A 25,811-nucleotide genomic window follows, 5' to 3' on the forward strand; every position below is an offset into this window, starting at 1 on the left:
TACAGGCCAGTTGGAAGGCATAAACAATCGAATCAAGGTCATCAAACGGATGGCGTACGGTTACCGGGATAGCGAGTTCTTTTTCATGAAGATCAAGAGTGTCTATCCCGGAAATCCGTGAAGAACCAAAAAAAACCGCGCTTCGGAAAACCGAAGCGCGGTTTTTTGTTTCTACTGCTGGCTGGCAGCGGCTTAGAACGGGATATCGTCGTCGAAGCTGTCGAAATCCGGTGCCGGTTGCGGCGCGGCCTGTTGCGGGGCTGGACGCTCACGCTGTGGCTGTGGCGCCGCTTGCGGGCGAGGGGCCTGTTGGCGCGGGGCCGACTGCTGGTAGTTGTTGCCGCCTTGCTGGTCACCCTGTGGACGACCGCCCAGCAATTGCATGGTGCCCTGCATGTCCACCACGATCTCGGTGGTGTAGCGCTTGATGCCGTCCTTTTCCCATTCGCGGGTCTGCAGCTTGCCTTCGATGTACACCTGCGAACCCTTGCGCAGGTATTCGCCGGCGATCTCCGCCACTTTGCCGAACATCGACACGCGGTGCCATTCGGTCTTCTCGACCTTCTGGCCGGTCTGCTTGTCGGTCCACTGTTCGCTGGTCGCCAGACTCAGGTTGGTCACGGCATTGCCGTTCGGCAGGTAGCGAACTTCGGGATCCTGGCCGCAAGTACCGACCAATATGACTTTGTTAACCCCACGGGCCATAACGTTCTCCTAGGCTTCGCACGTGCTCGGGGCCGGGTTGTTCACCAGGCGCTCGAGCGTCGTACGATCCAATAATTCGGTGTCCAGTTTGATGTAAACGGCCGCTTCGTCGGCGACCACCACTGCATCGGTTACTCCAACGACGGCCTTGAGGCGCTCGGCCAGGCCTGCTTCGCGGATGGCTTCGGGCGACAACGGCAAGCGCAGGCTCGTCACATACGGAGGTTCGCGCATGGTAACAGCAAAGACCAGCCAAAGTGCAGCCAGCGCGGCACATCCCAGGAACACAACCGACAAACCGCCGTGCTGGAACAGCCAGCCGCCGAGAATCCCGCCCAACGCCGAACCGAGGAACTGGCTGGTGGAATAGACCCCCATCGCCGTGCCCTTGCCGCCGGCCGGTGAAACCTTGCTGATCAGCGACGGCAGCGACGCTTCCAGCAGGTTGAACGCGGTGAAGAACACCACCGTGCCGATCACCAGGGCCCGCAGGCCGTCGCCGAACTTCCAGAAGAATAGCTCAGTGAGCATCAGCGTCAGGACGGCGCCGAGTAAAACTCGTTTCATTTTGCGTCGCTTCTCGCCGTAGATGATGAACGGGATCATCGCGAAAAACGAAATCAGCAGCGCCGTCAGGTAGACCCACCAGTGCTGTTCCTTGGGCAGGCCGGCCTTCTCCACCAGCGCCAGCGGCAAGGCCACGAAGCTGGACATCAGCATGGCGTGCAGCACGAAGATGCCCAGGTCCAGGCGCAGCAGGTCCGGGTGCTTGAGCGTCGGGACCAGCGCCTGGCGCGCCACCCCGGACTCGCGGTGCTGCAACGGCCCGGTGGCACGCGGCACCATGAAGGCCACGATCAGGATCCCCACCAGGGCCATGCCGCCGGTGGCCAGGAACAGGCCCGACAGGCCAAACGCACGGGTCAGCAGCGGGCCGACCACCATGGCGACGGCGAACGACAGGCCAATCGTCATGCCGATCATGGCCATGGCCTTGGTCCGGTGCTGTTCGCGGGTCAAGTCCGACAGCAACGCCATGACGGCCGCGGAAATAGCCCCGGCGCCTTGCAGGATCCGTCCGGCGATGACGCCCCAGATCGAGTCGGCGCCAGCCGCCAGCACACTGCCGAGGGCGAAGACGATCAACCCCAGGTAAATCACCGGACGCCGGCCGATGCGGTCGGAGATGATCCCGAACGGGATCTGGAAAATCGCCTGGGTCAGGCCATAGGCGCCAATCGCCAACCCGATGAGGGCCGGGGTCGCGCCCGCCAGGTCCATGCCATAGGTCGCCAGCACCGGCAACACCATGAACATGCCCAGCATGCGGAAGGCGAACACCAGGGCAAGGCCGCTTGCTGCGCGGGTCTCGCCGCCACTCATGCGTTCGCTGTGGGGATCGTGCATGGAAAAACCTCATGTGAACCGGCGGCGATTCTACCAGTCCCATCGATTGAGGGGGTATATGGCGACGGTTTGCCGCGCAGTCTTCATGTAAGGCAGAAAACTCACTTCCAATAGTGTGCATCCATCCAGTATTTGCCCGTATACTCCTACGTTTTCGACGCCCGCCGAGCGAGGCCACTTTGGACAAGATCCTGATTCGTGGGGCCCGTACCCACAACCTGAAGAACATCGACCTGACCCTGCCGCGGGACAAGCTGATCGTCATCACCGGCCTGTCCGGATCCGGCAAGTCATCCCTGGCCTTCGACACCCTGTACGCCGAAGGCCAGCGCCGCTATGTCGAATCCCTGTCGGCCTATGCCCGGCAGTTCCTGTCGATGATGGAAAAACCCGACGTCGACACCATCGAAGGGCTGTCGCCGGCGATTTCCATCGAGCAGAAATCCACGTCCCACAACCCGCGGTCCACGGTCGGCACCATCACCGAGATCTACGACTACCTGCGCCTGCTGTATGCGCGGGTCGGCATTCCCCGTTGCCCCGACCACGACATTCCCCTGGAAGCCCAGACCGTCAGCCAGATGGTCGACCTGGTGCTGGCCCAGCCCGAAGGCAGCAAGCTGATGCTGCTGGCCCCGGTGGTACGCGAGCGCAAGGGCGAGCACCTGCTGGTGTTCGAGGAATTGCGCGCCCAGGGCTTCGTGCGGGCCCGGGTCAACGGCAAGCTGTGCGAGCTGGACGAGCTGCCGAAGCTGGACAAGCAGAAGAAGCATTCGATCGATGTGGTGGTGGACCGCTTCAAGGTCCGCGCCGACCTGCAGCAGCGCCTGGCCGAGTCCTTCGAGACCGCCCTGAAGCTGGCCGACGGCATCGCCCTGGTGGCGCCGATGGACGACGAACCCGGGGAAGAGATCATCTTCTCGGCGCGCTTCGCCTGCCCGATCTGCGGCCACGCCATCAGCGAGCTGGAACCCAAGCTGTTCTCCTTCAACAACCCCGCCGGCGCCTGCCCGACCTGCGACGGCCTGGGGGTCAAGCAATTCTTCGACACCAAGCGCCTGGTCAATGGCGAGCTGACCCTGGCCGAAGGGGCGATTCGCGGGTGGGACAGGCGCAACGTCTATTACTTCCAGATGCTCGGGTCGCTGGCGGCCCATTACAAGTTCAGCCTGGACAAGCCGTTCAACGCGCTGCCCGCCGACCAGCAGAAATACATCCTGCACGGCAGCGGCTCGCAGAGCGTCGACTTCAAGTACCTCAACGACCGTGGCGATATCGTCAAGCGCTCGCACCCGTTCGAGGGCATCGTGCCGAACCTGGAGCGACGCTACCGCGAGACCGAATCGGCCAGCGTGCGCGAAGAACTGGCCAAGTTCCTCAGCACCCAGCCCTGCCCCGATTGCCGCGGCACCCGCCTGCGGCGCGAGGCGCGGCATGTGTGGGTCGGCGAGAAAACCTTGCCGGCGGTCACCAACCTGCCGATCGGCGACGCCACCGATTACTTCGCCGGCCTGAAGCTCACCGGCCGCCGTGGCGAAATCGCCGACAAGATCCTCAAGGAAATCAGCGAGCGCCTGCAGTTCCTGGTGAACGTGGGTCTGGACTACCTGACCCTCGATCGCAGTGCCGACACCCTGTCCGGCGGCGAAGCCCAGCGTATCCGCCTGGCGAGCCAGATCGGCGCCGGCCTGGTGGGGGTCATGTACATCCTCGACGAACCGTCCATTGGCTTGCACCAACGGGACAACGACCGGCTGCTCGGCACCCTCAAGCACCTGCGGGACATCGGTAACACGGTGATCGTGGTCGAGCACGACGAGGACGCCATCCGCCTGGCCGACTACGTCGTGGACATCGGCCCCGGCGCGGGCGTGCACGGTGGGCACATCGTTGCCCAAGGCACCGCCGCCGAAGTCATGGCGCACCCCGACTCCCTGACCGGCAAGTACCTCTCGGGCCGGGTGAAGATCAAGGTGCCGGCCAAGCGCACGCCGCGCAACAAGAAGTTGTCGCTGACCCTCAAGGGCGCGCGCGGCAACAACTTGCGCAACGTCGACCTGGAAATCCCGATCGGCTTGCTGACCTGCGTCACCGGGGTGTCCGGCTCCGGCAAGTCGACGCTGATCAACAACACCTTGTTCCCCCTCAGCGCCACCGCCCTGAACGGTGCCACCACCCTGGAAGCCGCGGCCCACGACAGCATCAAGGGGCTAGAGCACCTGGACAAGGTCGTCGACATCGACCAGAGCCCCATCGGGCGTACGCCGCGTTCCAACCCAGCGACCTACACCGGCCTGTTCACGCCGATCCGCGAGCTGTTCGCCGGCGTGCCGGAGTCCCGTTCGCGGGGCTACGGCCCGGGACGGTTCTCGTTCAACGTCAAGGGCGGGCGCTGCGAAGCCTGCCAGGGCGATGGCCTGATCAAGGTCGAGATGCACTTCCTGCCGGACATCTATGTGCCGTGCGACGTGTGCAAGAGCAAGCGCTACAACCGCGAAACCCTGGAGATCAAGTACAAGGGCAAGAACATCCACGAAACCCTCGAGATGACCATCGAGGAAGCCCGGGCGTTCTTCGATGCGGTGCCAGCCCTGGCGCGCAAGCTCCAGACGCTGATGGACGTCGGCCTGTCCTACATCAAGCTCGGACAGTCGGCGACGACCTTGTCCGGCGGTGAAGCCCAACGGGTCAAGCTGTCCCGCGAACTGTCCAAGCGCGACACCGGCAAGACCCTGTATATCCTCGACGAGCCGACCACAGGCCTGCACTTCGCCGATATCCAGCAATTGCTCGACGTGCTGCACCGCCTACGCGACCACGGCAACACCGTTGTGGTGATCGAACATAACCTGGACGTGATCAAGACGGCCGACTGGCTGGTGGACCTGGGGCCTGAAGGCGGCTCCAAGGGCGGCCAGATCATCGCCGTGGGTACGCCTGAGCAAGTGGCCGAGATGAAGCAGTCCCACACCGGCCACTACCTCAAGCCCCTGCTGGAGCGCGACCGGGAGTAAATCCGCCGCCATGAAAAAGCCCCTGTCATTTCATCGAATGACAGGGGCTTTTTGTTGTTTCCCTGGGGGCGATCAGAACTGCGACTGGAGGTAATTCTCCAAGCCGATCAGCTTGATCAGGCCCAACTGCTTTTCAAGCCAGTAGGTATGGTCTTCTTCGGTGTCGTTGAGCTGCACACGCAGGATCTCGCGGGTCACGTAGTCGTTGTGCTGTTCGCAAAGTTCGATGCCTTTGCACAGGGCAGCACGAACCTTGTATTCCAGGCGCAGGTCGGCGGCGAGCATATCGGGCACCGTGGTGCCGACGTCGAGGTCGTCCGGGCGCATGCGCGGCGTGCCTTCGAGCATCAGGATCCGACGCATCAGCGCATCGGCGTGCTGCGCCTCTTCTTCCATCTCATGGTTGATACGTTCGTAGAGCTCGGTAAAACCCCAATCCTCGTACATCCGCGAATGGATGAAATATTGATCACGGGCTGCCAGCTCACCTGTCAGCAGCGTGTTGAGGTAATCGATTACGTCCGGGTGACCTTGCATCGCCCTACATCTCCACAAGCTTTGAAAGGCTGTAGTTTGAACCAAGCTGACCGCCAGGTCACTGCTCCATCGCAATAAAAGTGAAGAAAATCCGAGAAAACCAAGCTAAATAACGCAAAAACCGCCCTAATGAGGGCGGTTCTGCTTCTCGTTTAGACTTAGTTAAGCTGTACGCCCAACGCCTTTGCGATGCCTTCTCCATAAGCGGCGTCCGCCCTGAAGAAATGCTGCAGTTGGCGATCGACCACATCCGCCGAAACACCCGCCATGGCACCGGCGATATTGCTGATCAACAGGGCCTTCTGCTCATCGTTCATCAAGCGGAACAGCGCACCGGCGTGGCTGTAGTAATCGGTGTCTTCGCGATGATCGTAGCGATCCGCCGCACCGCTCAGGGCGAGGGCCGGTTCCGCGTACCGCGGGGCCTGCTTCGGCGCTTCCACGTAGCTGTTAGGCTCGTAGTTCGGCGCCACGCCGCCATTGCTGCCGAACGCCATGGCGCCGTCGCGCTGGTAGGTATTGACCGGGCTGCGTGGCGCATTCACCGGCAGTTGCTGGTGATTGGTACCCACGCGGTAGCGGTGCGCATCGGCATAGGCAAAGACACGCCCCTGCAGCATACGATCCGGCGACAGGCCCACGCCCGGCACCATGTTGCTCGGCCCGAACGCCGCCTGCTCGACTTCAGCGAAGTAGTTCAGCGGATTGCGGTTGAGCTCGAGCTCGCCGACTTCGATCAATGGAAACTCTTTTTGCGACCAGGTCTTGGTCACGTCGAACGGGTTCTCATAATGAGCCGCCGCCTGAGCCTCGGTCATGATCTGGATGCAGACGCTCCATTTCGGGAAGTCGCCGCGCTCGATGGCCTCGAACAGGTCACGCTGGGCGTAATCCGGATCGGTGCCCGCCAGACGTGCCGCTTCGGCCGGGGCGAGGTTCTTGATCCCTTGCTTGGTCTTGTAGTGCCACTTCACCCAGTGGCGCTCGCCCTGGGCGTTGATCAGGCTGTAGGTATGGCTGCCGAAACCGTGCATGTGCCGGTAGCCATCCGGGATACCCCGGTCCGAGAACAGAATGGTGACCTGGTGCAGCGCCTCGGGCGAGTGCGACCAGAAATCCCACATCGCCTGGGCGCTCTTCAGGTTGCTTTGCGGCAGCCGTTTCTGGGTGTGGATAAAGTCCGGGAACTTGAGCGGATCACGAATGAAGAATACCGGCGTGTTGTTACCCACGATGTCCCAGTTACCTTCCTCGGTATAGAACTTCAGGGCGAAACCGCGTGGGTCTCGCTCGGTGTCAGCCGAACCCCGCTCGCCGCCCACGGTAGAAAAGCGCAGGAAGGTAGGGGTCTGTTTGCCGACCGATTCGAACAGCTTGGCGCTGGTGTATTGAGTGATGTCGCGGGTCACGGTGAACGTGCCGTAGGCGCCCGAGCCTTTGGCGTGCACACGGCGCTCGGGGATGTTTTCGCGGTTGAAGTGAGCGAGCTTCTCGATCAGGTGGAAGTCGTCGAGCAGCAGCGGGCCCCGTGGGCCGGCGGAACGGGAGTTCTGGTTATCGGCGACAGGAGCGCCGCTGGCGGTCGTAAGCGTTTTGATCTGGCTCATGCTCAATCTTCCTAGGTCGGTCTTCGAACTGCCGGCTAATCGGCTGGAAAGGAGTATTGATCATGTTAGTGACAGTATCCAAATTCATTAAATCATGGGTATCGATAGTTATTATCTAACGCCATTGGATTGCCAATAGCGAAGCCAGCCGAAACGGCGTTTCACTTTTCCATCGGGCACAAAAAACCGGGCACGAGGCCCGGTTTTTTGATTGTTGCCGTCTTACTCAGCGGATACAGCTTCACCGCTGGTAGCACGATCAACCAACTCGACGTACGCCATAGGCGCGTTGTCGCCAGCGCGGAAACCGCACTTGAGGATGCGCAGGTAGCCACCCTCACGGGTAGCGTAACGCTTGCCCAGGTCGTTGAAGAGCTTACCAACGATGGCTTTCGAACGAGTACGGTCGAAAGCCAGGCGGCGGTTAGCCAGGCTGTCTGTCTTGGCCAGAGTGATCAGCGGCTCGGCAACGCGGCGCAGTTCTTTGGCTTTCGGCAGTGTAGTTTTGATCAGCTCGTGCTCGAACAGCGACACCGCCATGTTTTGGAACATGGCCTTGCGGTGCGAGCTGGTGCGGCTCAGGTGACGACCACTTTTACGATGACGCATGGTTCATTCCTTACCAAACACAACGTTCGGTGATTACGACGATCAGGCAGTCGCCTTGTCGTCCTTCTTAAGACTTGCAGGCGGCCAGTTGTCGAGGCGCATGCCGAGGGACAGACCGCGGGAGGCCAGAACGTCCTTGATTTCAGTCAAGGATTTCTTGCCCAGGTTCGGAGTCTTCAACAGCTCTACTTCGGTACGCTGAATCAGGTCGCCGATGTAGTAGATGTTTTCCGCCTTAAGGCAGTTAGCCGAACGTACAGTCAGTTCCAGATCGTCAACCGGGCGAAGCAGGATCGGATCGATCTCGTCTTCCTGCTCGACAACCACTGGCTCACTGTCACCCTTGAGGTCGACGAACGCAGCCAACTGCTGTTGCAGGATGGTTGCAGCACGGCGGATGGCCTCTTCAGGATCCAGGGTACCGTTGGTTTCCAGATCAATAACCAGCTTGTCCAGGTTGGTACGCTGTTCGACACGGGCGTTTTCCACCACGTATGCGATACGGCGAACCGGGCTGAACGAAGAGTCAAGCTGCAAGCGACCAATGCTGCGGCTTTCGTCTTCATCGCTCTGACGCGAGTCGGCCGGTTCATAACCACGACCACGAGCTACGGTGAGCTTCATGTTCAGGGCGCCGTTAGACGCCAGGTTAGCGATTACGTGATCGGGGTTAACGATCTCGACATCATGATCCAGCTGAATATCGGCAGCGGTAACCACCCCCGAACCCTTCTTCGACAAGGTCAGCGTAACTTCGTCACGACCGTGCAGCTTGATAGCCAGACCTTTAAGGTTCAACAGGATTTCAATTACGTCTTCCTGTACACCTTCGATGGCGCTGTACTCGTGGAGCACACCGTCAATCTCGGCCTCGACTACTGCACAGCCGGGCATTGAGGACAACAGGATGCGGCGCAGCGCGTTGCCCAGGGTGTGGCCGAAACCACGCTCGAGAGGCTCGAGTGTGATCTTGGCGCGGGTTGGACTGACAACCTGCACATCAATATGGCGGGGTGTCAGGAACTCATTTACCGAAATCTGCATGGATGCACCTATTTTCTAGCCCTTACTTGGAGTAGAGCTCGACAATCAGGCTTTCGTTGATGTCGGCGGACAGATCACTGCGAGCAGGAACGTTCTTGAAAACGCCCGACTTCTTCTCAGTGTCTACTTCTACCCATTCTACGCGGCCACGTTGGGCACACAGATCGAGAGCTTGGACAATGCGAAGTTGGTTCTTTGCTTTCTCGCGAACAGCAACCACGTCACCAGCACGAACCTGGTAGGACGGAACGTTTACGGTGTTGCCGTTAACGCTGATCGACTTGTGCGAAACCAGCTGACGGGATTCGGCACGAGTCGAACCGAAGCCCATACGGTATACAACGTTGTCCAGACGGCATTCGAGCAGTTGCAACAGGTTTTCGCCGGTTGCGCCTTTCTTGCCAGCTGCTTCTTTGTAGTAGCCGCTGAATTGACGCTCGAGAACGCCGTAGATACGACGGACCTTCTGCTTTTCACGCAGTTGGGTGCCGTAGTCGGACTGGCGACCGCGGCGTTGGCCGTGGATACCAGGTGCTGCTTCAATGTTGCACTTCGATTCGATCGCGCGCACGCCGCTCTTCAGAAAAAGATCGGTGCCTTCGCGACGAGCGAGTTTGCATTTTGGACCAATGTAACGAGCCATTCTTTACAATCTCCTGGATTACACGCGGCGCTTCTTCGGCGGACGGCACCCGTTGTGCGGGATTGGCGTCACGTCGGTGATGCTGGCGATCTTGTAGCCACAGCCGTTCAAAGCGCGGACTGCGGATTCACGACCTGGACCCGGACCCTTGACGTTGACGTCGAGGTTTTTCAGGCCGTATTCCAGCGCAGCTTGACCAGCACGCTCAGCAGCTACTTGAGCAGCGAACGGGGTGGACTTGCGGGAGCCGCGGAAACCCGAACCACCGGAGGTAGCCCAGGAAAGAGCGTTACCTTGACGGTCGGTAATGGTCACGATGGTGTTGTTAAAAGAAGCATGGATGTGGGCGATGCCATCAACCACTGTCTTTTTAACTTTTTTACGAGGACGAGCAGCAGGTTTTGCCATGATTAAATTCCTGTCGATTCGCTGGGGCGATTACTTGCGGATCGGCTTACGCGGACCTTTACGGGTACGCGCGTTGGTCTTGGTACGCTGACCGCGTACTGGCAGACCACGACGATGACGCAGACCGCGATAGCAACCGAGGTCCATCAAGCGCTTGATTTTCATGTTGATTTCGCGACGCAGGTCACCTTCAGTGGTGAACTTCGCCACTTCGCCACGCAGCTGTTCAATTTGCTCGTCGCTCAGATCCTTGATCTTTGCAGCTGGGTTGACCCCAGCAACTGCACAGATTTTCTGTGCAGTGGTGCGACCAACACCATAGATGTAGGTCAGCGAGATAACAGTATGCTTGTTATCTGGAATGTTGACGCCTGCAATACGGGCCATTCAGTGGGACTCCAATTGACAGCTACCTACGCCCCGGAAGCCAAGAAATAGGGCGCGAGATAATATCGCTGTAATAACAAATAATCAACCCGGCAGCGCACTAGCTGCCGGGCTTAAAGCACAATCACACTCAGCCTTGGCGCTGTTTGTGACGCGGTTCCGCGCTGCAAATTACCCGAACAACACCTTCGCGGCGAATAATCTTGCAGTTACGGCACAGCTTTTTCACCGATGCACGAACTTTCATCACCAACTCCTCGAACCTTATGGACGCTACTCAGCGCAACATGCCGCTGCCGTAGCCCTTCAGGTTGGCTTTCTTCATCAGGGATTCGTACTGGTGCGAAACGAGGTGCGATTGTACTTGGGACATGAAGTCCATCACAACCACGACCACGATCAGCAACGAGGTCCCGCCAAGGTAGAACGGTACGTTTGCCGCCACCACCAGGAACTGGGGCAGAAGGCAGACGGCCGTCATGTAAAGAGCACCGAACATGGTCAAGCGAGTCAGAACGCCATCAATGTAGCGCGCAGACTGCTCACCTGGACGGATGCCCGGAATAAAGGCACCGGACTTCTTCAGGTTTTCCGCTACGTCTTTCGGATTGAACATCAACGCCGTATAGAAGAAGCAGAAGAAAATAATCCCTGCACTAAACAGCAGAATATTCAACGGCTGACCAGGAGCGATCGACTGCGAGATGTCCTGCAACCAGCCCATACCTTCAGACTGGCCGAACCAGGCACCCAACGAAGCCGGGAACAGCAGGATGCTGCTCGCGAAAATAGCCGGGATAACGCCGGCCATGTTCACTTTCAACGGCAAGTGGCTGGTCTGCGCAGCAAACACCTTGCGGCCCTGCTGACGCTTGGCGTAGTGAACAGCAATACGACGCTGACCACGCTCGATGAACACCACGAAACCGATAATCGCTACTGCCAGCAGACCGATGGCAACCAGGGCGAAAATGTTGATATCACCCTGACGCGCAGACTCGAAAGACTGCCCGATCGCTCTCGGAAGACCGGCGACGATACCTGCGAAGATCAACATCGAGATACCGTTGCCAACACCACGCTCAGTAATCTGCTCACCCAGCCACATCATGAACATCGCGCCCGCCACGAAAGTGGTTACCGCAACGAAATGAAAGCTGAAGTCAGCAGTGAACGAAACGCCCTGCCCTGCCAGGCCAATGGACATGCCAATGGCCTGGACGAGAGCGAGGACGACAGTGCCGTAGCGGGTGTACTGGCTGATCTTGCGACGGCCAGCTTCACCTTCCTTCTTCAACTGCTCCAGCTGCGGGCTGACGGCGCTCATCAACTGCATGATGATCGATGCCGAAATGTACGGCATGATCCCCAGTGCAAAGATGCTCATCCGCTCCAGCGCGCCGCCGGAAAACATGTTGAACAAGCTAAGAATGGTCCCCTCATTCTGTCGAAACAGGTCCGCGAGTCGGTCCGGGTTGATACCTGGAACCGGGATGTGTGCGCCTATTCGGTAGACGATAATCGCCAGGAACAGAAAACGCAGACGAGCCCAGAGTTCAGACATACCGCCTTTGCCGAGCGCAGAGAGAGCACCTTGCTTAGCCATTTATTCCTCGAACTTGCCGCCAGCTGCTTCGATAGCCGCACGCGCACCTTTGGTGGCGCCGATTCCCTTTCCGATGGTGACAGCACGAGCAACTTCGCCCGACAGCATGATTTTCACACGCTGAACGTTCTGGTTGATCACGTTGGCATCCTTCAGGGACTGCACGGTGACGATGTCGCCGTCCACTTTGGCCAGCTCGGACAGACGCACTTCTGCGCGGTCCATGGCTTTCAGGGAAACGAAACCGAACTTCGGCAGGCGACGATGCAGCGGCTGTTGACCGCCTTCAAAGCCTGGAGCGATGGTGCCACCGGAGCGGGAGGTCTGACCTTTGTGGCCACGGCCACCGGTCTTGCCCAAACCACTACCGATACCACGGCCCGGACGATGTTTTTCGCGACGGGAACCCGGCGCTGGACTCAGATCATTGAGTTTCATCGATTAACCCTCGACACGCAGCATGTAGTAGGCCTTGTTGATCATCCCGCGATTCTCGGGAGTATCCTGGACTTCTACAGTGTGACCGATGCGACGCAGACCCAGACCCTTAACGCACAATTTGTGGTTAGGGATGCGGCCGGTCATGCTTTTGATCAGCGTAACTTTTACGGTAGCCATGATCAGAAGATCTCCTTGACGCTTTTGCCACGCTTGGCGGCAATGGATTCAGGAGACTGCATAGCCTTCAGACCCTTGAAAGTGGCGTGAACCACGTTTACTGGGTTAGTCGAGCCGTAGCACTTGGCCAGAACGTTCTGAACGCCAGCAACTTCGAGGACAGCACGCATAGCGCCGCCAGCGATGATACCGGTACCTTCAGAAGCAGGCTGCATGTATACCTTCGAAGCGCCGTGGGCGGACTTCATTGCGTACTGCAGGGTGGTGCCGTTCAGATCAACCTGGATCATGTTGCGGCGAGCAGCTTCCATTGCCTTCTGGATCGCAGCAGGCACTTCACGCGACTTGCCACGGCCGAAGCCAACACGGCCCTTACCATCACCTACCACGGTCAACGCGGTGAAAGTGAAGATACGGCCGCCTTTAACGGTTTTGGCTACGCGGTTAACTTGAACCAGCTTCTCGATGTAGCCTTCGTCGCGCTTTTGGTCGTTATTTGACATAACTTAGAACTCCAGCCCAGCTTCACGAGCAGCATCAGCCAGCGCCTTGACGCGGCCGTGGTACTTGAAGCCAGAGCGGTCGAAAGCCACCTGCGAGACGCCAGCGGCTTTAGCACGCGTAGCGACCAGCTGGCCAACCTTAGTGGCCGCGTCGATGTTGCCAGTGGCGCCATCACGCAGTTCTTTATCCAAAGTCGAGGCACTTGCCAGGACCTTGTTGCCGTCGGCCGAAATGACCTGGGCGTAGATGTGCTGCGAAGAGCGGAACACGCAGAGACGCACGACTTCGAGTTCGTGCATTTTCAGGCGTGCTTTGCGAGCGCGACGCAGTCGAGTAACTTTTTTGTCGGTCATTTGCTATGCCCTACTTCTTCTTGGCTTCTTTACGACGGACGACTTCGTCCGCGTAGCGCACACCTTTGCCTTTGTACGGCTCTGGTGGACGGAAGTCGCGGATCTCGGCGGCCACTTGACCTACCAGCTGCTTGTCGATGCCCTTGATCAGGATATCGGTCTGGCTAGGAGTCTCAGCGGTGATGCCTTCCGGCAGTTCGTAATCCACTGGGTGCGAGAAGCCAAGAGCCAGGTTCAGAACCGAGCCTTTTGCTTGCGCTTTGTAACCAACACCGACCAGCTGGAGCTTGCGCTCGAAGCCTTGGCTTACGCCTTGGACCATGTTGTTTACCAACGCACGAGTGGTACCAGCCATTGCGCGAGTCTGTTGATCGCCGTTGCGAGCAGCGAAACGCAGCTCACCAGCTTCTTCAACGATCTCAACGGACGAATGGATGTTCAGTTCAAGAGTGCCCTTGGCACCCTTCACCGAAAGCTGTTGGCCTGCGAATTTGACTTCGACGCCGGCTGGCAGCTTAACGGGGTTCTTAGCGACGCGAGACATGCTTATCCCCCCTTAGAACACAGTGCAAAGAACTTCGCCGCCGACACCGGCAGCGCGCGCAGCACGATCAGTCATCACACCCTTGTTGGTGGAGACGATAGACACGCCCAGGCCGCCGCGAACTTTCGGCAGATCCTCAACGGACTTGTACTGACGCAGGCCTGGACGGCTAACGCGCTTCACTTCCTCGATGACCGGACGGCCTTCGAAGTACTTCAGCTCGATGGACAGCAGAGGCTTGATTTCGCTGCTGATCTGATAACCCGCGATGTAACCTTCGTCCTTCAGGACTTTTGCTACAGCCACCTTCAACGTGGAAGACGGCATGCTGACGACGGACTTTTCAGCCATCTGGGCATTACGGATTCGAGTTAGCATGTCCGCTAACGGGTCCTGCATACTCATGGGCTAGACGCTCCTAATGCAAAAAAATTAGCCTTGCGGCTACTACTTGTCGCCGAGAAATTCCGGGCACGAAAAACACGGGCTCAGGCGAGCCGGGTATTCTAGACACACCCCAGAAATGAATCAAGCCCCAAAAGGGGCTTGATCCAGATTCAAGGCCACCGGTGGTCAGGATCCTGAGACCCTGAACACCGAGACGTTGACAGTGCTTACCAGCTGGCCTTGACCAGACCTGGTACGTCACCACGCATTGCAGCTTGACGCAGCATGTTACGGCCGAGGCCGAACTTGCGGTACACGCCGTGCGGACGACCAGTCAGGCGGCAGCGGTTACGCATGCGCGAGGCGCTGGCGTCACGTGGCTGCTTCTGCAGGGCTACGGTAGCTTCCCAACGTGCTTCTGGACTTGCGTTCAGATCCACGATGATCGCTTTCAGCGCTGCACGCTTGGTGGCGTACTTGGCAACGGTGAGCTGACGCTTCAGCTCACGGTTCTTCATGCTCTTCTTGGCCATTTTCCTACTCCAATCAGTTGCGGAACGGGAATTTGAAAGCGCGCAGCAGTGCGCGACCTTCGTCATCCGTCCGAGCAGTGGTGGTCAGGGTAATGTCCAGACCGCGGAGAGCGTCGATCTTGTCGTAATCGATTTCCGGGAAGATGATCTGCTCTTTCACGCCCATGCTGTAGTTGCCACGACCATCGAAGGACTTGGCATTCAGGCCGCGGAAGTCGCGAACCCGAGGCAGGGAGATCGACAGCAGACGATCCAGGAACTCGTACATACGCTCACGGCGCAGGGTCACTTTGACGCCGATCGGCCAACCTTCACGGACTTTAAAGCCAGCGATGGATTTCCGAGCGTAAGTCACGACGACTTTCTGACCGGTGATCTTTTCCAGGTCAGCAACAGCGTGCTCGATGACTTTCTTGTCGCCGATCGCTTCGCCCAGACCCATGTTCAGGGTGATTTTGGTAACGCGCGGAACTTCCATCACGTTCGAAAGCTTAAGTTCTTCCTTAAGTTTCGGTGCGATTTCCTTCCGGTAAATCTCTTTTAGTCGTGCCATGGTCTTCTACCTAGCAGTGTTCAAGCATCAACCGCTTTTTGGGTCGACTTGAAGACACGAATTTTCTTACCGTCTTCTACTTTGAAACCAACGCGGTCAGCCTTGTTGGTTTCGCCGTTGAAGATGGCGACGTTGGAAGCGTGCAGTGGCGCTTCTTTCTCGACGATACCGCCCTGTACGCCCGACATCGGGTTAGGCTTGGTATGACGCTTGACCAGGTTCAGACCACCTACAACCAGACGGTTGTCAGCAAGAACCTTCAGCACCTTACCGCGCTTACCTTTGTCTTTGCCGGCGATCACGATGATCTCGTCGTCACGACGAATCTTTTGCATGTCGGATCTCCTTACAGCACTTCTGGGGCGAGCGAGACGATCTTCATGAACTTCTCAGTACGAAGTTCACGGGTCACTGGCCCAAAGATACGGGTGCCGATCGGCTCTTGCTTGGTGTTCAACAGAACAGCAGCGTTGCCATCAAAGCGGATGATGGAGCCGTCAGCACGACGAACGCCATGGCGAGTGCGGACTACGACAGCAGTCATCACTTGGCCTTTCTTCACCTTACCGCGCGGAATTGCTTCCTTGACGGTCACTTTGATGATGTCACCGATACCAGCGTAACGACGATGGGAGCCACCCAGCACCTTGATGCACATAACGCGGCGAGCGCCGCTGTTATCGGCCACATCGAGCATGGATTGAGTCTGAATCATATAATTTCTCCGACCCCTAGCCCTTAGACTTCCACAGCGCGTTCGAGAACATCAACCAGCGCCCAAGACTTGGTCTTGGCCATCGGACGAGTTTCACGAATAGTGACCTTGTCGCCGATGTGGCACTGATTGGTTTCGTCGTGCGCGTGCAGCTTAGTCGAACGCTTAACGTATTTACCGTAGATCGGGTGCTTGACGCGACGCTCGATCAGAACGGTGATGGTTTTGTCCATCTTGTCGCTGACAACACGGCCAGTCAGCGTACGGACAGTTTTTTCGGCTTCTGCCATGATTACTTACCTGCCTGCTGGTTGAGCACAGTTTTCACGCGAGCGATGTCACGCTTAACTTGCGAGAGCAGATGAGACTGCCCCAACTGGCCAGTTGCCTTCTGCATGCGCAGATTGAACTGGTCGCGCAGCAGGCCGAGCAGTTGCTCGTTCAGCTGCTGTGCTGATTTTTCACGAAGTTCATTCGCTTTCATCACATCACCGTCCGTTTAACAAAGGAGGTGGCGAGCGGCAGCTTTGCAGCAGCCAGGGCGAAAGCCTCACGCGCCAGCTCTTCAGAAACACCCTCGATTTCATACAGGACTTTGCCTGGCTGAATCTGGGCAACCCAGTACTCCACGTTACCCTTACCTTTACCCATCCGAACTTCGAGTGGTTTCTTGGTGACAGGCTTGTCCGGGAATACACGGATCCAGATCTTGCCGCCACGTTTTACGTGACGGGTCAGGGCACGACGCGCTGACTCGATCTGACGAGCGGTGAGACGACCACGAGCAACAGACTTCAGCGCGAACTCGCCGAAGCTGACTTTGCTACCGCGCAATGCCAGGCCACGGTTGTGACCGGTCATTTGCTTGCGGAACTTCGTACGCTTTGGTTGCAACATTTGGCGTACCCCTTACTTAGCAGCTTTTTTACGAGGCGCTGGTGCTTGTGGCTTCAGTTCTTCTTGGCGACCACCGATTACTTCGCCTTTGAAGATCCAAACCTTTACACCGATCACACCGTAGGTGGTGTGAGCTTCGTAGTTGGCATAGTCGATGTCGGCACGCAGGGTGTGCAGTGGCACACGACCTTCGCGATACCATTCAGTACGTGCGATTTCAGCACCGCCGAGACGACCGCTCACTTGGATTTTGATGCCTTTGGCACCAATGCGCATGGCGTTCTGTACAGCGCGCTTCATAGCGCGACGGAACATGACGCGACGCTCCAGCTGCTGAGCTACGCTCTGCGCAACCAGCATACCGTCGAGTTCCGGCTTGCGGATCTCTTCGATATTGATGTGCACAGGCACACCCATTTGCTTGGTCAGGTCCTGACGCAGTTTCTCAACATCTTCACCTTTCTTCCCGATAACGATACCTGGGCGAGCGGTGTGGATGGTGATACGTGCAGTCTGAGCCGGACGATGGATATCGATACGGCTTACGGACGCGCTTTTTAGTTTGTCTTGGAGATACTCACGCACCTTCAGATCAGCGAACAAGTAGTCCGCATAAGTCCGACCGTCTGCGTACCAGACGGAGGTGTGCTCCTTGACGATTCCCAGGCGAATGCCAATGGGATGTACTTTCTGACCCATCTCTTCGACTCCGTTACTTGTCAGCAACCTTGACAGTGATATGGCAAGACCGCTTGACGATGCGATCAGCACGGCCTTTGGCACGTGGCATGATGCGCTTCAGCGAACGCCCTTCGTTGACGAAAACGGTGCTGACCTTCAGGTCATCAACGTCTGCGCCTTCGTTATGCTCGGCGTTGGCTACGGCCGACTCCAGCACTTTTTTCATGATCTCGGCGGCTTTCTTACTGCTGAAAGCCAACAGGTTGAGCGCTTCGCCCACCTTCTTCCCGCGGATCTGGTCGGCGACCAAGCGGGCTTTCTGGGCGGAGATTCGAGCGCCCGACAACTTAGCGGCTACTTCCATTTCCTTACCCCTTAACGCTTGGCTTTCTTGTCAGCCACGTGCCCACGGTATGTGCGGGTACCGGCGAACTCGCCCAGTTTGTGGCCGACCATGTCTTCGTTCACGAGAACTGGGACGTGCTGGCGACCGTTGTGTACAGCGATGGTCAGACCGACCATTTGTGGCAGGATCATCGAGCGACGCGACCAGGTCTTAACTGGTTTGCGATCGTTCTTTTCCGCCGCCACTTCGATCTTCTTCAGTAGGTGAAGATCAATAAAAGGACCTTTTTTCAGAGAACGTGGCACTGTCGTATCCCTCTATTTACTTGCGACGACGGACGATCATTTTGTCGGTACGCTTATTACCACGAGTCTTCGCGCCCTTAGTCGGGAAGCCCCATGGCGATACCGGATGACGACCACCAGAGGTACGACCTTCACCACCACCATGTGGGTGGTCAACCGGGTTCATGGCAACACCACGAACGGTTGGGCGAACGCCACGCCAGCGTTTGGCACCAGCTTTACCCAGCGAACGCAGGCTGTGCTCGGAGTTCGAGACTTCGCCCAGGGTCGCACGGCATTCAGCCAGGACTTTACGCATCTCACCAGAACGCAGACGCAGGGTCACGTAGACGCCTTCACGAGCGATCAGCTGAGCCGAAGCACCAGCGGAACGAGCGATTTGCGCGCCTTTACCTGGCTTCAGTTCGATGCCGTGTACGGTGCTACCAACTGGAATGTTGCGCAGTTGCAGAGCGTTGCCCGGCTTGATCGGCGCCAGGGCACCTGCGATCAGCTGGTCGCCAGCGCTCACGCCTTTAGGGGCGATGATGTAGCGACGCTCGCCATCTGCGTACAGCAGCAGAGCGATGTGAGCAGTACGGTTTGGATCGTATTCGATACGCTCGACGGTGGCAGCGATGCCATCCTTGTCGTTGCGACGGAAGTCGACCAGACGATAATGCTGCTTATGACCACCACCCACGTGACGTGTAGTGATGCGGCCATTGTTGTTACGACCACCAGACTTCGATTTTTTCTCGAGCAGCGGTGCGTGAGGAGCGCCTTTATGCAGCTCCTGGTTGACCACCTTGACCACAAAACGGCGGCCAGGGGAAGTCGGTTTGCATTTAACGATTGCCATGATGCACCCCTTCCTTACTCAGCACTGCTGCTGAAATCGAGATCTTGGCCTGGCTGAAGGGAGATAACTGCCTTCTTCCAGTCATTACGCTTGCCCAGACCGCGAGCAGTGCGCTTGCTCTTACCCAGAACATTCAGGGTAGTCACGCGCTCTACTTTCACGCTGAACAGGCTTTCGACGGCCTTCTTGATTTCCAGCTTGGTTGCGTCGGTCGCAACCTTGAAAACGAACTGGCCTTTCTTGTCTGCCAGAACCGTAGCCTTCTCGGAAACGTGCGGGCCAAGCAGAACTTTAAATACGCGTTCCTGGTTCATCCCAGCAGCTCCTCGAATTTCTTCACGGCCGACACGGTGATCAACACCTTGTCGTATGCGATCAGACTGACCGGATCGGAACCTTGTACGTCACGGACATCGACGTGCGGCAGGTTGCGAGCAGCCAGGTACAGGTTCTGATCAACAGCGTCAGACACGATCAGGACGTCAGTCAGGCCCATGCCGTTCAGCTTGTTCAGCAGATCTTTGGTTTTCGGTGCTTCAACAGCGAAGTCCTGAACCACGACCAGACGATCAGTACGCACCAGCTCAGCAAGGATGGAACGCATTGCTGCGCGGTACATCTTCTTGTTCAGCTTCTGGGAGTGATCCTGAGGACGAGCTGCGAAAGTGGTACCGCCGCCGCGCCAGATTGGGCTACGGATGGTACCGGCACGAGCACGGCCAGTACCTTTCTGACGCCATGGGCGCTTGCCGCCACCGGAAACGTCGGAACGGGTCTTTTGCTGCTTGCTACCTTGACGGCCGCCGGCCATGTAGGCCACGACTGCTTGGTGAACCAGCGTCTCGTTGAATTCGCCGCCAAATGTCAGTTCGGAAACTTCGATCGCTTGAGCGTCATTTACATTTAATTGCATGTCAGCTTCCCCTTAACCGCGAGCCTTGGCTGCTGGACGTACAACCAAGTTGCCGCCAGTAGCGCCAGGAACAGCGCCCTTGACCAACAACAGATTGCGTTCAGCGTCCACGCGCACTACTTCGAGGGACTGCACGGTCACGCGCTCGGCGCCCATATGACCGGACATTTTCTTGCCCTTGAATACACGACCAGGAGTCTGGCACTGGCCGATAGAGCCTGGAACGCGGTGGGATACGGAGTTACCGTGGGTGTTATCTTGCCCGCGGAAGTTCCAACGCTTGATCGTACCCTGGAAGCCTTTACCCTTGGACTGACCGGTTACATCAACCAGTTGACCAGCGGCGAAGATTTCAGCGTTGATCAGATCGCCGGCCTGGTACTCGCCTTCTTCAAGGCGGAATTCCATTACGGTACGACCAGCGGCAACGTTCGCCTTGGCGAAGTGGCCAGCCTGAGCAGCTGTTACACGCGAAGCACGACGCTCGCCGACAGTGACTTGCACTGCACGATAGCCATCGGTCTCTTCAGTTTTGAACTGGGTGACGCGATTCGGCTCGATCTCAATGACCGTGACCGGAATGGAGACACCTTCTTCGGTGAAAATACGGGTCATACCGCATTTACGACCGACTACACCAATAGTCATGTTGTAAACCTCATGAGTGTACGGGGCTTTCACCCGCTATGGCCGCCCATTTCAGAGCGTTACACGACCAAGACCGAGTCTTAGCCGAGGCTGATCTGCACTTCCACACCGGCCGCAAGATCGAGCTTCATAAGTGCATCAACGGTTTTATCCGTTGGCTGGACGATGTCCAGTACGCGCTTATGAGTACGGATCTCGTACTGGTCACGCGCGTCTTTGTTGACGTGCGGGGAGACCAGAACGGTGAACCGCTCTTTACGGGTAGGCAGTGGAATTGGACCACGCACTTGAGCACCAGTACGTTTCGCGGTTTCCACGATTTCCTGGGTGGATTGGTCGATCAGGCGATGGTCAAAAGCCTTCAACCTGATACGGATTTGCTGATTTTGCATTGGATTTCAGACTCCGGCTGCTATTCCCACCGGGCGCAATACGCCCGTTAAAAGGAGGCGCAATTCTATAGACGCCCCTGATAGGTGTCAACCCAATAAAAAAGCCCCCGCTAAGCGGGGGCTTTTCAACTCATCAAGCTGACTCTGAAAGAGACTTACTCGATGACTTTGGCTACGACGCCGGCGCCGACGGTACGACCGCCTTCACGGATAGCGAAACGCAGGCCGTCTTCCATCGCGATGGTCTTGATCAGAGTGACAGTCATCTGGATGTTGTCACCTGGCATTACCATTTCAACGCCTTCTGGCAGCTCGCAGTTACCAGTCACGTCAGTTGTACGGAAGTAGAACTGTGGACGGTAGCCTTTGAAGAACGGAGTATGACGACCGCCTTCTTCCTTGCTCAGAACGTAGACTTCTGCGGTGAACTTGGTGTGCGGCTTGACGGTGCCTGGCTTGACCAGAACCTGGCCACGCTCAACGTCGTCACGCTTGGTGCCGCGCAGCAGTACGCCGCAGTTCTCGCCAGCACGACCTTCGTCGAGCAGCTTGCGGAACATTTCAACGCCGGTGCAGGTAGTTTTCTGAGTGTCGCGCAGACCGACGATCTCAACTTCTTCCTGGATACGGACAACACCACGCTCAACACGACCAGTCACTACGGTACCGCGACCGGAGATCGAGAACACGTCTTCGATTGGCATCAGGAACGGCTTGTCGATCGCACGCTCTGGCTCTGGGATGTAGCTGTCCAGAGTCTCGACCAGCTTACGAACGGCAGTGGTGCCCATTTCGTTGTCGTCTTGGCCGTTCAGGGCCATCAGAGCCGAACCGATGATGATTGGAGTGTCATCACCCGGGAAGTCGTAAGTGCTCAGCAGGTCGCGAACTTCCATCTCAACCAGTTCCAGCAGCTCAGCGTCGTCAACCATGTCAGCCTTGTTCAGGAAGACAACGATGTACGGAACGCCTACCTGACGGGACAGCAGGATGTGCTCACGGGTTTGTGGCATCGGACCATCAGCGGCCGAGCAAACCAGGATCGCGCCGTCCATCTGGGCAGCACCGGTGATCATGTTTTTTACGTAGTCGGCGTGACCCGGGCAGTCAACGTGCGCGTAGTGACGAACATTGGAGTCGTACTCTACGTGTGCAGTGTTGATGGTGATACCACGAGCTTTCTCTTCCGGGGCGCTGTCGATCTTGTCGAAGTCAACACGAGCCGAACCGAAAACTTCGGAGCAGACACGGGTCAGAGCAGCGGTCAGAGTGGTTTTACCGTGGTCAACGTGGCCGATGGTGCCAACGTTGACGTGCGGTTTGTTCCGTTCAAATTTTTCTTTAGCCACGACAATTAACTCCTAGCTTAAAGGGCTGAATCAGCCTTGCTTTTTAGTAACAGTTTCGACGATATGCGACGGAGCTGTATTGTATTTTTTGAATTCCATGGAGTAGCTTGCGCGACCCTGAGACATGGAACGAACGTCGGTTGCGTAACCGAACATTTCACCCAACGGAACCTCGGCACGAATGACCTTGCCGGAAACCGTATCTTCCATACCCAGAATCATGCCGCGACGACGGTTAAGGTCGCCCATGACATCACCCATGTAGTCTTCAGGCGTAACGACTTCAACGGCCATGATCGGCTCGAGCAACTCACCACCGCCCTTCTGGGCCAGTTGCTTGGTCGCCATGGAAGCAGCCACCTTGAACGCCATCTCGTTGGAGTCGACGTCGTGGTAAGAACCGTCGAACACGGTCGCCTTCAGGCCGATCAGCGGATAGCCGGCGACAACGCCGTTCTTCATCTGCTCTTCGATACCCTTCTGGATCGCCGGGATGTATTCCTTAGGAACCACACCACCTACGACTTCGTTCAGGAATTGCAGACCTTCCTGACCTTCGTCAGCAGGTGCAAAACGGATCCAGCAGTGGCCGAACTGACCACGACCGCCGGACTGGCGAACGAACTTGCCTTCGATCTCACAGCTCTTCGTGATGCGCTCACGATAGGAAACCTGAGGCTTACCGATGTTGGCTTCGACGTTGAACTCACGGCGCATCCGGTCAACCAGGATGTCCAGGTGCAGCTCGCCCATGCCGGAGATGATCGTCTGACCAGTCTCTTCATCAGTCTTGACGCGGAAAGACGGGTCTTCCTGAGCGAGCTTGCCCAGAGCGATACCCATTTTTTCCTGGTCATCCTTGGTCTTTGGCTCAACGGCAACCGAAATAACCGGCTCCGGGAAGTCCATGCGAACCAGGATGATTGGCTTGTCAGCGTTGCACAAGGTTTCACCGGTGGTGACGTCCTTCATGCCGATCAAGGCCGCGATGTCGCCAGCGCGTACTTCCTTGATTTCTTCACGGGCGTTTGCGTGCATTTGCACCATACGACCCACGCGCTCTTTCTTGCCTTTTACCGAGTTGATCACGCCGTCGCCGGAGGCCAACACGCCCGAGTAGACTCGAACGAAGGTCAGGGTACCCACGAATGGGTCGGTAGCGATCTTGAACGCCAGGGCCGCGAACGGCTCGTCGTCGCTTGCGTGACGCTCCATTTCCTCTTCCTCGTTATCAGGGTTGGAACCCTTGATAGCAGGAATGTCGGTTGGAGCAGGCAGGAAGTCGATAACGGCGTCGAGAACCAGGGGAACACCCTTGTTCTTGAAGGAAGAACCGCAAACAGCCAGGACGATCTCACCAGCGATAGTGCGCTGACGCAGAGCGGCCTTGATTTCCTCGATGGTGAGCTCTTCGCCCTCGAGGTACTTGTTCATCAGTTCTTCGTTGGCCTCGGCCGCAGCCTCGACCATGTTGCTGCGCCATTGCTCGGCTTCTTCCAACAGCTCGGCAGGAATGTCCTTGCGAACAGGGACCATGCCCTTGTCGGAGTCATTCCAGTAGACCGCTTGCATGTTGATCAGGTCGATCTGGCCCTGGAAGTTGTCTTCCGAACCGATAGCGAGCTGGATAGGCACCGGAGTGTGGCCCAGACGCTGCTTGATCTGACCGATCACGCGCAGGAAGTTGGCACCGGCACGGTCCATCTTGTTGACGTAAACAAGACGTGGAACGCCGTATTTGTTGGCCTGACGCCATACGGTTTCCGACTGTGGCTCAACGCCCGAAGTACCGCAGAACACAACGACCGCGCCGTCGAGTACACGCAGGGAACGTTCAACTTCAATGGTGAAGTCCACGTGGCCCGGGGTATCGATGACGTTGAAGCGATGCTCGTGCGGGTACTGCTTCTCGGAACCTTTCCAGAAGGCGGTGATGGCAGCGGAAGTGATGGTAATACCACGCTCCTGCTCCTGCACCATCCAGTCTGTGGTCGCGGCGCCGTCATGCACCTCGCCCATTTTGTGACTTTTGCCGGTGTAAAAAAGGACGCGCTCGGTGGTGGTGGTTTTACCAGCATCCACGTGAGCGACGATACCGATGTTACGGTAGCGGTTAATCGGTGTAGTACGAGCCATAAAGCCCTCGCAAATTGAGTGACGCTAAAATTAGAAGCGGTAGTGCGAGAAAGCCTTGTTGGCTTCAGCCATGCGGTGCACGTCTTCACGCTTCTTAACTGCAGCACCTTTACCTTCAGCAGCGTCCAACAGTTCGCCAGCCAAACGCAGAGCCATGGACTTCTCGCCGCGCTTGCGGGCGAAGTCTACGAGCCAGCGCATGGCCAGAGCGTTACGACGGGACGGACGAACTTCAACCGGAACCTGGTAGGTAGCACCGCCTACGCGGCGCGACTTCACTTCGACCAGCGGAGCGATGGCGTCGAGTGCTTTTTCGAAGAGTTCCAGGGGATCGGAGTTCTTACGCTCTTTAACTTTTTCCAGCGCGCCATAAACGATACGCTCGGCAACGGCTTTCTTGCCGCTTTCCATTACGTGGTTCATGAACTTGGCGAGGATCTGGCTTCCGTATTTCGGATCGTCCAGAATCTCACGCTTGGCTGCTACGCGACGTCTTGGCATTGATAAGCCCTCAAACGGTCTTCAGGTTAGCCCGGGACAGCTGACGCGTGCCCGACCTTACTCTTATCGACTCAATAAAATTAAAAACTGCAAAAAACGGCCGATTATTTCGGACGCTTGGTACCGTATTTCGAACGACCCTGGTTACGACCTTTAACGCCGGAGGTATCCAAAGAACCGCGAACGGTGTGGTAACGAACACCTGGCAAGTCTTTTACACGACCGCCGCGGATCAGGACCACGCTATGCTCTTGCAGGTTGTGGCCTTCACCGCCGATGTACGAGGAAACCTCGAAACCGTTGGTCAGGCGCACACGGCATACTTTACGCAGTGCCGAGTTAGGTTTTTTCGGCGTAGTGGTATACACACGGGTGCATACGCCACGACGTTGCGGGCAGTTCTGCAGCGCAGGCACGTCGGATTTCTCGACGATACGCTTACGCGGCTGACGTACCAGCTGGTTGATAGTTGCCATCTACTAGCTCCACTGTTGTCTTGCGACGCTATTGTCTTGCAAGAAAAGCAAAATGGCAGGAACGAATTCCCGCCAAATTTAGGGGATCAAGAGTCTAAAGAGGATCTTGTCCCCAGTCAAGGCAAGGCCCCGACCTCCCCGCCCGCCGGATC

Annotated in this window: 38 protein-coding genes; 2 read left to right on the forward strand and 36 right to left on the reverse strand. The window is 57.5% G+C overall.

Annotation, left to right across the window (positions count from 1 at the left end):
* The coding region (locus Q6A48_RS22465) for a transposase (RefSeq protein WP_304555071.1) at positions 1-121 on the forward strand (121 nt) is incomplete at its 5' end.
* Between the two features lie 71 nt (positions 122-192).
* On the opposite strand, the gene Q6A48_RS22470 is transcribed toward Q6A48_RS22465, so the two are convergent.
* Positions 193-705, reverse strand: a complete 513-nt coding sequence (locus tag Q6A48_RS22470; protein WP_042729629.1) for a single-stranded DNA-binding protein — start codon at positions 703-705, stop codon at positions 193-195.
* Positions 706-714: 9 nt separating this feature from the next.
* Positions 715-2,112 (reverse strand): MFS transporter, encoded by a 1,398-nt coding sequence (locus Q6A48_RS22475; RefSeq protein ID WP_304556598.1) that lies wholly within the window; start codon positions 2,110-2,112, stop codon positions 715-717.
* A 179-nt stretch (positions 2,113-2,291) separates the two neighbouring features.
* Here Q6A48_RS22475 and uvrA point away from each other — a divergent pair, with 179 nt between their 5' ends.
* Positions 2,292-5,126, forward strand: a complete 2,835-nt coding sequence (gene uvrA / locus Q6A48_RS22480) for an excinuclease ABC subunit UvrA (protein ID WP_304556599.1) — start codon at positions 2,292-2,294, stop codon at positions 5,124-5,126.
* Between the two features lie 72 nt (positions 5,127-5,198).
* On the opposite strand, the gene bfr is transcribed toward uvrA, so the two are convergent.
* From bfr to rpsL, 34 genes are all read right to left on the reverse strand, one after another.
* Positions 5,199-5,663, reverse strand: coding sequence for a bacterioferritin (bfr, locus tag Q6A48_RS22485; protein ID WP_003176400.1), 465 nt, complete (start codon positions 5,661-5,663; stop codon positions 5,199-5,201).
* Positions 5,664-5,821: 158 nt separating this feature from the next.
* A complete protein-coding gene (locus Q6A48_RS22490; protein WP_304556600.1) occupies positions 5,822-7,270 on the reverse strand; it encodes a catalase in 1,449 nt (482 codons plus the stop codon).
* A gap of 222 nt (positions 7,271-7,492) precedes the next feature.
* Positions 7,493-7,879, reverse strand: a complete 387-nt coding sequence (rplQ, locus tag Q6A48_RS22495) for a 50S ribosomal protein L17 (RefSeq protein WP_003186009.1) — start codon at positions 7,877-7,879, stop codon at positions 7,493-7,495.
* Between the two features lie 42 nt (positions 7,880-7,921).
* Positions 7,922-8,923 (reverse strand): DNA-directed RNA polymerase subunit alpha, encoded by a 1,002-nt coding sequence (locus Q6A48_RS22500; RefSeq protein WP_003186012.1) that lies wholly within the window; start codon positions 8,921-8,923, stop codon positions 7,922-7,924.
* Between the two features lie 22 nt (positions 8,924-8,945).
* Entirely contained in the window at positions 8,946-9,566 is a 621-nt protein-coding gene (rpsD, locus tag Q6A48_RS22505) for a 30S ribosomal protein S4 (protein ID WP_042729625.1), read from the reverse strand.
* Between the two features lie 18 nt (positions 9,567-9,584).
* A complete protein-coding gene (rpsK, locus tag Q6A48_RS22510) occupies positions 9,585-9,974 on the reverse strand; it encodes a 30S ribosomal protein S11 (RefSeq protein ID WP_002555466.1) in 390 nt (129 codons plus the stop codon).
* A gap of 30 nt (positions 9,975-10,004) precedes the next feature.
* Positions 10,005-10,361: a 30S ribosomal protein S13 gene (gene rpsM, locus Q6A48_RS22515; RefSeq protein WP_003194635.1), complete on the reverse strand. Its 357-nt coding sequence runs from the start codon at positions 10,359-10,361 to the stop codon at positions 10,005-10,007.
* A gap of 130 nt (positions 10,362-10,491) precedes the next feature.
* Positions 10,492-10,608: a 50S ribosomal protein L36 gene (gene rpmJ / locus Q6A48_RS22520; protein ID WP_002555468.1), complete on the reverse strand. Its 117-nt coding sequence runs from the start codon at positions 10,606-10,608 to the stop codon at positions 10,492-10,494.
* A 30-nt stretch (positions 10,609-10,638) separates the two neighbouring features.
* Entirely contained in the window at positions 10,639-11,967 is a 1,329-nt protein-coding gene (gene secY, locus Q6A48_RS22525) for a preprotein translocase subunit SecY (protein WP_003186029.1), read from the reverse strand.
* Complete coding sequence (rplO, locus tag Q6A48_RS22530) at positions 11,968-12,405, reverse strand: 50S ribosomal protein L15 (protein WP_003186032.1); 438 nt, start codon at positions 12,403-12,405, stop codon at positions 11,968-11,970.
* Positions 12,406-12,408: 3 nt separating this feature from the next.
* Positions 12,409-12,585 (reverse strand): 50S ribosomal protein L30, encoded by a 177-nt coding sequence (rpmD, locus tag Q6A48_RS22535; RefSeq protein ID WP_003176408.1) that lies wholly within the window; start codon positions 12,583-12,585, stop codon positions 12,409-12,411.
* Between the two features lie 2 nt (positions 12,586-12,587).
* Positions 12,588-13,088: a 30S ribosomal protein S5 gene (gene rpsE / locus Q6A48_RS22540; protein WP_003186035.1), complete on the reverse strand. Its 501-nt coding sequence runs from the start codon at positions 13,086-13,088 to the stop codon at positions 12,588-12,590.
* 3 nt (positions 13,089-13,091) lie between these two features.
* Positions 13,092-13,442, reverse strand: a complete 351-nt coding sequence (gene rplR, locus Q6A48_RS22545; protein WP_003186037.1) for a 50S ribosomal protein L18 — start codon at positions 13,440-13,442, stop codon at positions 13,092-13,094.
* Between the two features lie 10 nt (positions 13,443-13,452).
* On the reverse strand, positions 13,453-13,986 hold the full coding sequence (rplF, locus tag Q6A48_RS22550) for a 50S ribosomal protein L6 (RefSeq protein ID WP_024077677.1): 534 nt from the start codon (positions 13,984-13,986) through the stop codon (positions 13,453-13,455).
* Between the two features lie 12 nt (positions 13,987-13,998).
* Complete coding sequence (rpsH, locus tag Q6A48_RS22555) at positions 13,999-14,391, reverse strand: 30S ribosomal protein S8 (RefSeq protein WP_017848802.1); 393 nt, start codon at positions 14,389-14,391, stop codon at positions 13,999-14,001.
* A 209-nt stretch (positions 14,392-14,600) separates the two neighbouring features.
* On the reverse strand, positions 14,601-14,906 hold the full coding sequence (gene rpsN / locus Q6A48_RS22560) for a 30S ribosomal protein S14 (RefSeq protein WP_003186042.1): 306 nt from the start codon (positions 14,904-14,906) through the stop codon (positions 14,601-14,603).
* A 13-nt stretch (positions 14,907-14,919) separates the two neighbouring features.
* Entirely contained in the window at positions 14,920-15,459 is a 540-nt protein-coding gene (rplE, locus tag Q6A48_RS22565) for a 50S ribosomal protein L5 (protein ID WP_003186044.1), read from the reverse strand.
* A gap of 20 nt (positions 15,460-15,479) precedes the next feature.
* Positions 15,480-15,794 (reverse strand): 50S ribosomal protein L24, encoded by a 315-nt coding sequence (gene rplX / locus Q6A48_RS22570; RefSeq protein WP_003186046.1) that lies wholly within the window; start codon positions 15,792-15,794, stop codon positions 15,480-15,482.
* 11 nt (positions 15,795-15,805) lie between these two features.
* Positions 15,806-16,174: a 50S ribosomal protein L14 gene (gene rplN / locus Q6A48_RS22575; RefSeq protein ID WP_008089810.1), complete on the reverse strand. Its 369-nt coding sequence runs from the start codon at positions 16,172-16,174 to the stop codon at positions 15,806-15,808.
* A gap of 23 nt (positions 16,175-16,197) precedes the next feature.
* Positions 16,198-16,464 carry a 30S ribosomal protein S17 gene (rpsQ, locus tag Q6A48_RS22580; protein ID WP_003194644.1) on the reverse strand — a complete coding sequence of 89 codons (267 nt, stop codon included), beginning with the start codon at positions 16,462-16,464 and terminating at the stop codon, positions 16,198-16,200.
* A 2-nt stretch (positions 16,465-16,466) separates the two neighbouring features.
* A complete protein-coding gene (rpmC, locus tag Q6A48_RS22585; protein WP_002555481.1) occupies positions 16,467-16,658 on the reverse strand; it encodes a 50S ribosomal protein L29 in 192 nt (63 codons plus the stop codon).
* Positions 16,658-17,071, reverse strand: a complete 414-nt coding sequence (gene rplP, locus Q6A48_RS22590; protein ID WP_003186052.1) for a 50S ribosomal protein L16 — start codon at positions 17,069-17,071, stop codon at positions 16,658-16,660. Before rplP ends, rpmC begins: the two co-directional genes overlap by 1 nt.
* Positions 17,072-17,083: 12 nt before the next feature.
* Positions 17,084-17,770 carry a 30S ribosomal protein S3 gene (gene rpsC / locus Q6A48_RS22595; protein WP_003176422.1) on the reverse strand — a complete coding sequence of 229 codons (687 nt, stop codon included), beginning with the start codon at positions 17,768-17,770 and terminating at the stop codon, positions 17,084-17,086.
* A gap of 13 nt (positions 17,771-17,783) precedes the next feature.
* Positions 17,784-18,116, reverse strand: coding sequence for a 50S ribosomal protein L22 (rplV, locus tag Q6A48_RS22600; RefSeq protein ID WP_003103908.1), 333 nt, complete (start codon positions 18,114-18,116; stop codon positions 17,784-17,786).
* Positions 18,117-18,127: 11 nt separating this feature from the next.
* Complete coding sequence (rpsS, locus tag Q6A48_RS22605; protein ID WP_002555486.1) at positions 18,128-18,403, reverse strand: 30S ribosomal protein S19; 276 nt, start codon at positions 18,401-18,403, stop codon at positions 18,128-18,130.
* A 16-nt stretch (positions 18,404-18,419) separates the two neighbouring features.
* On the reverse strand, positions 18,420-19,244 hold the full coding sequence (gene rplB, locus Q6A48_RS22610) for a 50S ribosomal protein L2 (protein ID WP_007924198.1): 825 nt from the start codon (positions 19,242-19,244) through the stop codon (positions 18,420-18,422).
* A 14-nt stretch (positions 19,245-19,258) separates the two neighbouring features.
* Entirely contained in the window at positions 19,259-19,558 is a 300-nt protein-coding gene (gene rplW, locus Q6A48_RS22615) for a 50S ribosomal protein L23 (RefSeq protein WP_002555488.1), read from the reverse strand.
* Complete coding sequence (gene rplD, locus Q6A48_RS22620; RefSeq protein ID WP_003186057.1) at positions 19,555-20,157, reverse strand: 50S ribosomal protein L4; 603 nt, start codon at positions 20,155-20,157, stop codon at positions 19,555-19,557. Before rplD ends, rplW begins: the two co-directional genes overlap by 4 nt.
* 12 nt (positions 20,158-20,169) lie before the next feature.
* The gene (gene rplC, locus Q6A48_RS22625) at positions 20,170-20,805 is read right to left on the reverse strand and encodes a 50S ribosomal protein L3 (protein ID WP_003186059.1); all 636 of its coding nucleotides are present in this window, start codon (positions 20,803-20,805) and stop codon (positions 20,170-20,172) included.
* An 80-nt stretch (positions 20,806-20,885) separates the two neighbouring features.
* On the reverse strand, positions 20,886-21,197 hold the full coding sequence (rpsJ, locus tag Q6A48_RS22630; RefSeq protein ID WP_003186070.1) for a 30S ribosomal protein S10: 312 nt from the start codon (positions 21,195-21,197) through the stop codon (positions 20,886-20,888).
* 155 nt (positions 21,198-21,352) lie between these two features.
* Positions 21,353-22,546, reverse strand: coding sequence for an elongation factor Tu (gene tuf / locus Q6A48_RS22635; RefSeq protein ID WP_304556613.1), 1,194 nt, complete (start codon positions 22,544-22,546; stop codon positions 21,353-21,355).
* A gap of 30 nt (positions 22,547-22,576) precedes the next feature.
* The gene (gene fusA / locus Q6A48_RS22640; RefSeq protein ID WP_042730526.1) at positions 22,577-24,682 is read right to left on the reverse strand and encodes an elongation factor G; all 2,106 of its coding nucleotides are present in this window, start codon (positions 24,680-24,682) and stop codon (positions 22,577-22,579) included.
* 30 nt (positions 24,683-24,712) lie between these two features.
* Positions 24,713-25,183, reverse strand: a complete 471-nt coding sequence (rpsG, locus tag Q6A48_RS22645; protein ID WP_024776462.1) for a 30S ribosomal protein S7 — start codon at positions 25,181-25,183, stop codon at positions 24,713-24,715.
* 104 nt (positions 25,184-25,287) lie between these two features.
* A complete protein-coding gene (rpsL, locus tag Q6A48_RS22650) occupies positions 25,288-25,659 on the reverse strand; it encodes a 30S ribosomal protein S12 (RefSeq protein WP_003186084.1) in 372 nt (123 codons plus the stop codon).
* Positions 25,660-25,811 lie beyond the last annotated feature (152 nt).

Origin of the sequence: Pseudomonas citrullilanati, from assembly GCF_030580855.1 — a bacterium.
Lineage (GTDB): Bacteria > Pseudomonadota > Gammaproteobacteria > Pseudomonadales > Pseudomonadaceae > Aquipseudomonas > Aquipseudomonas citrulli.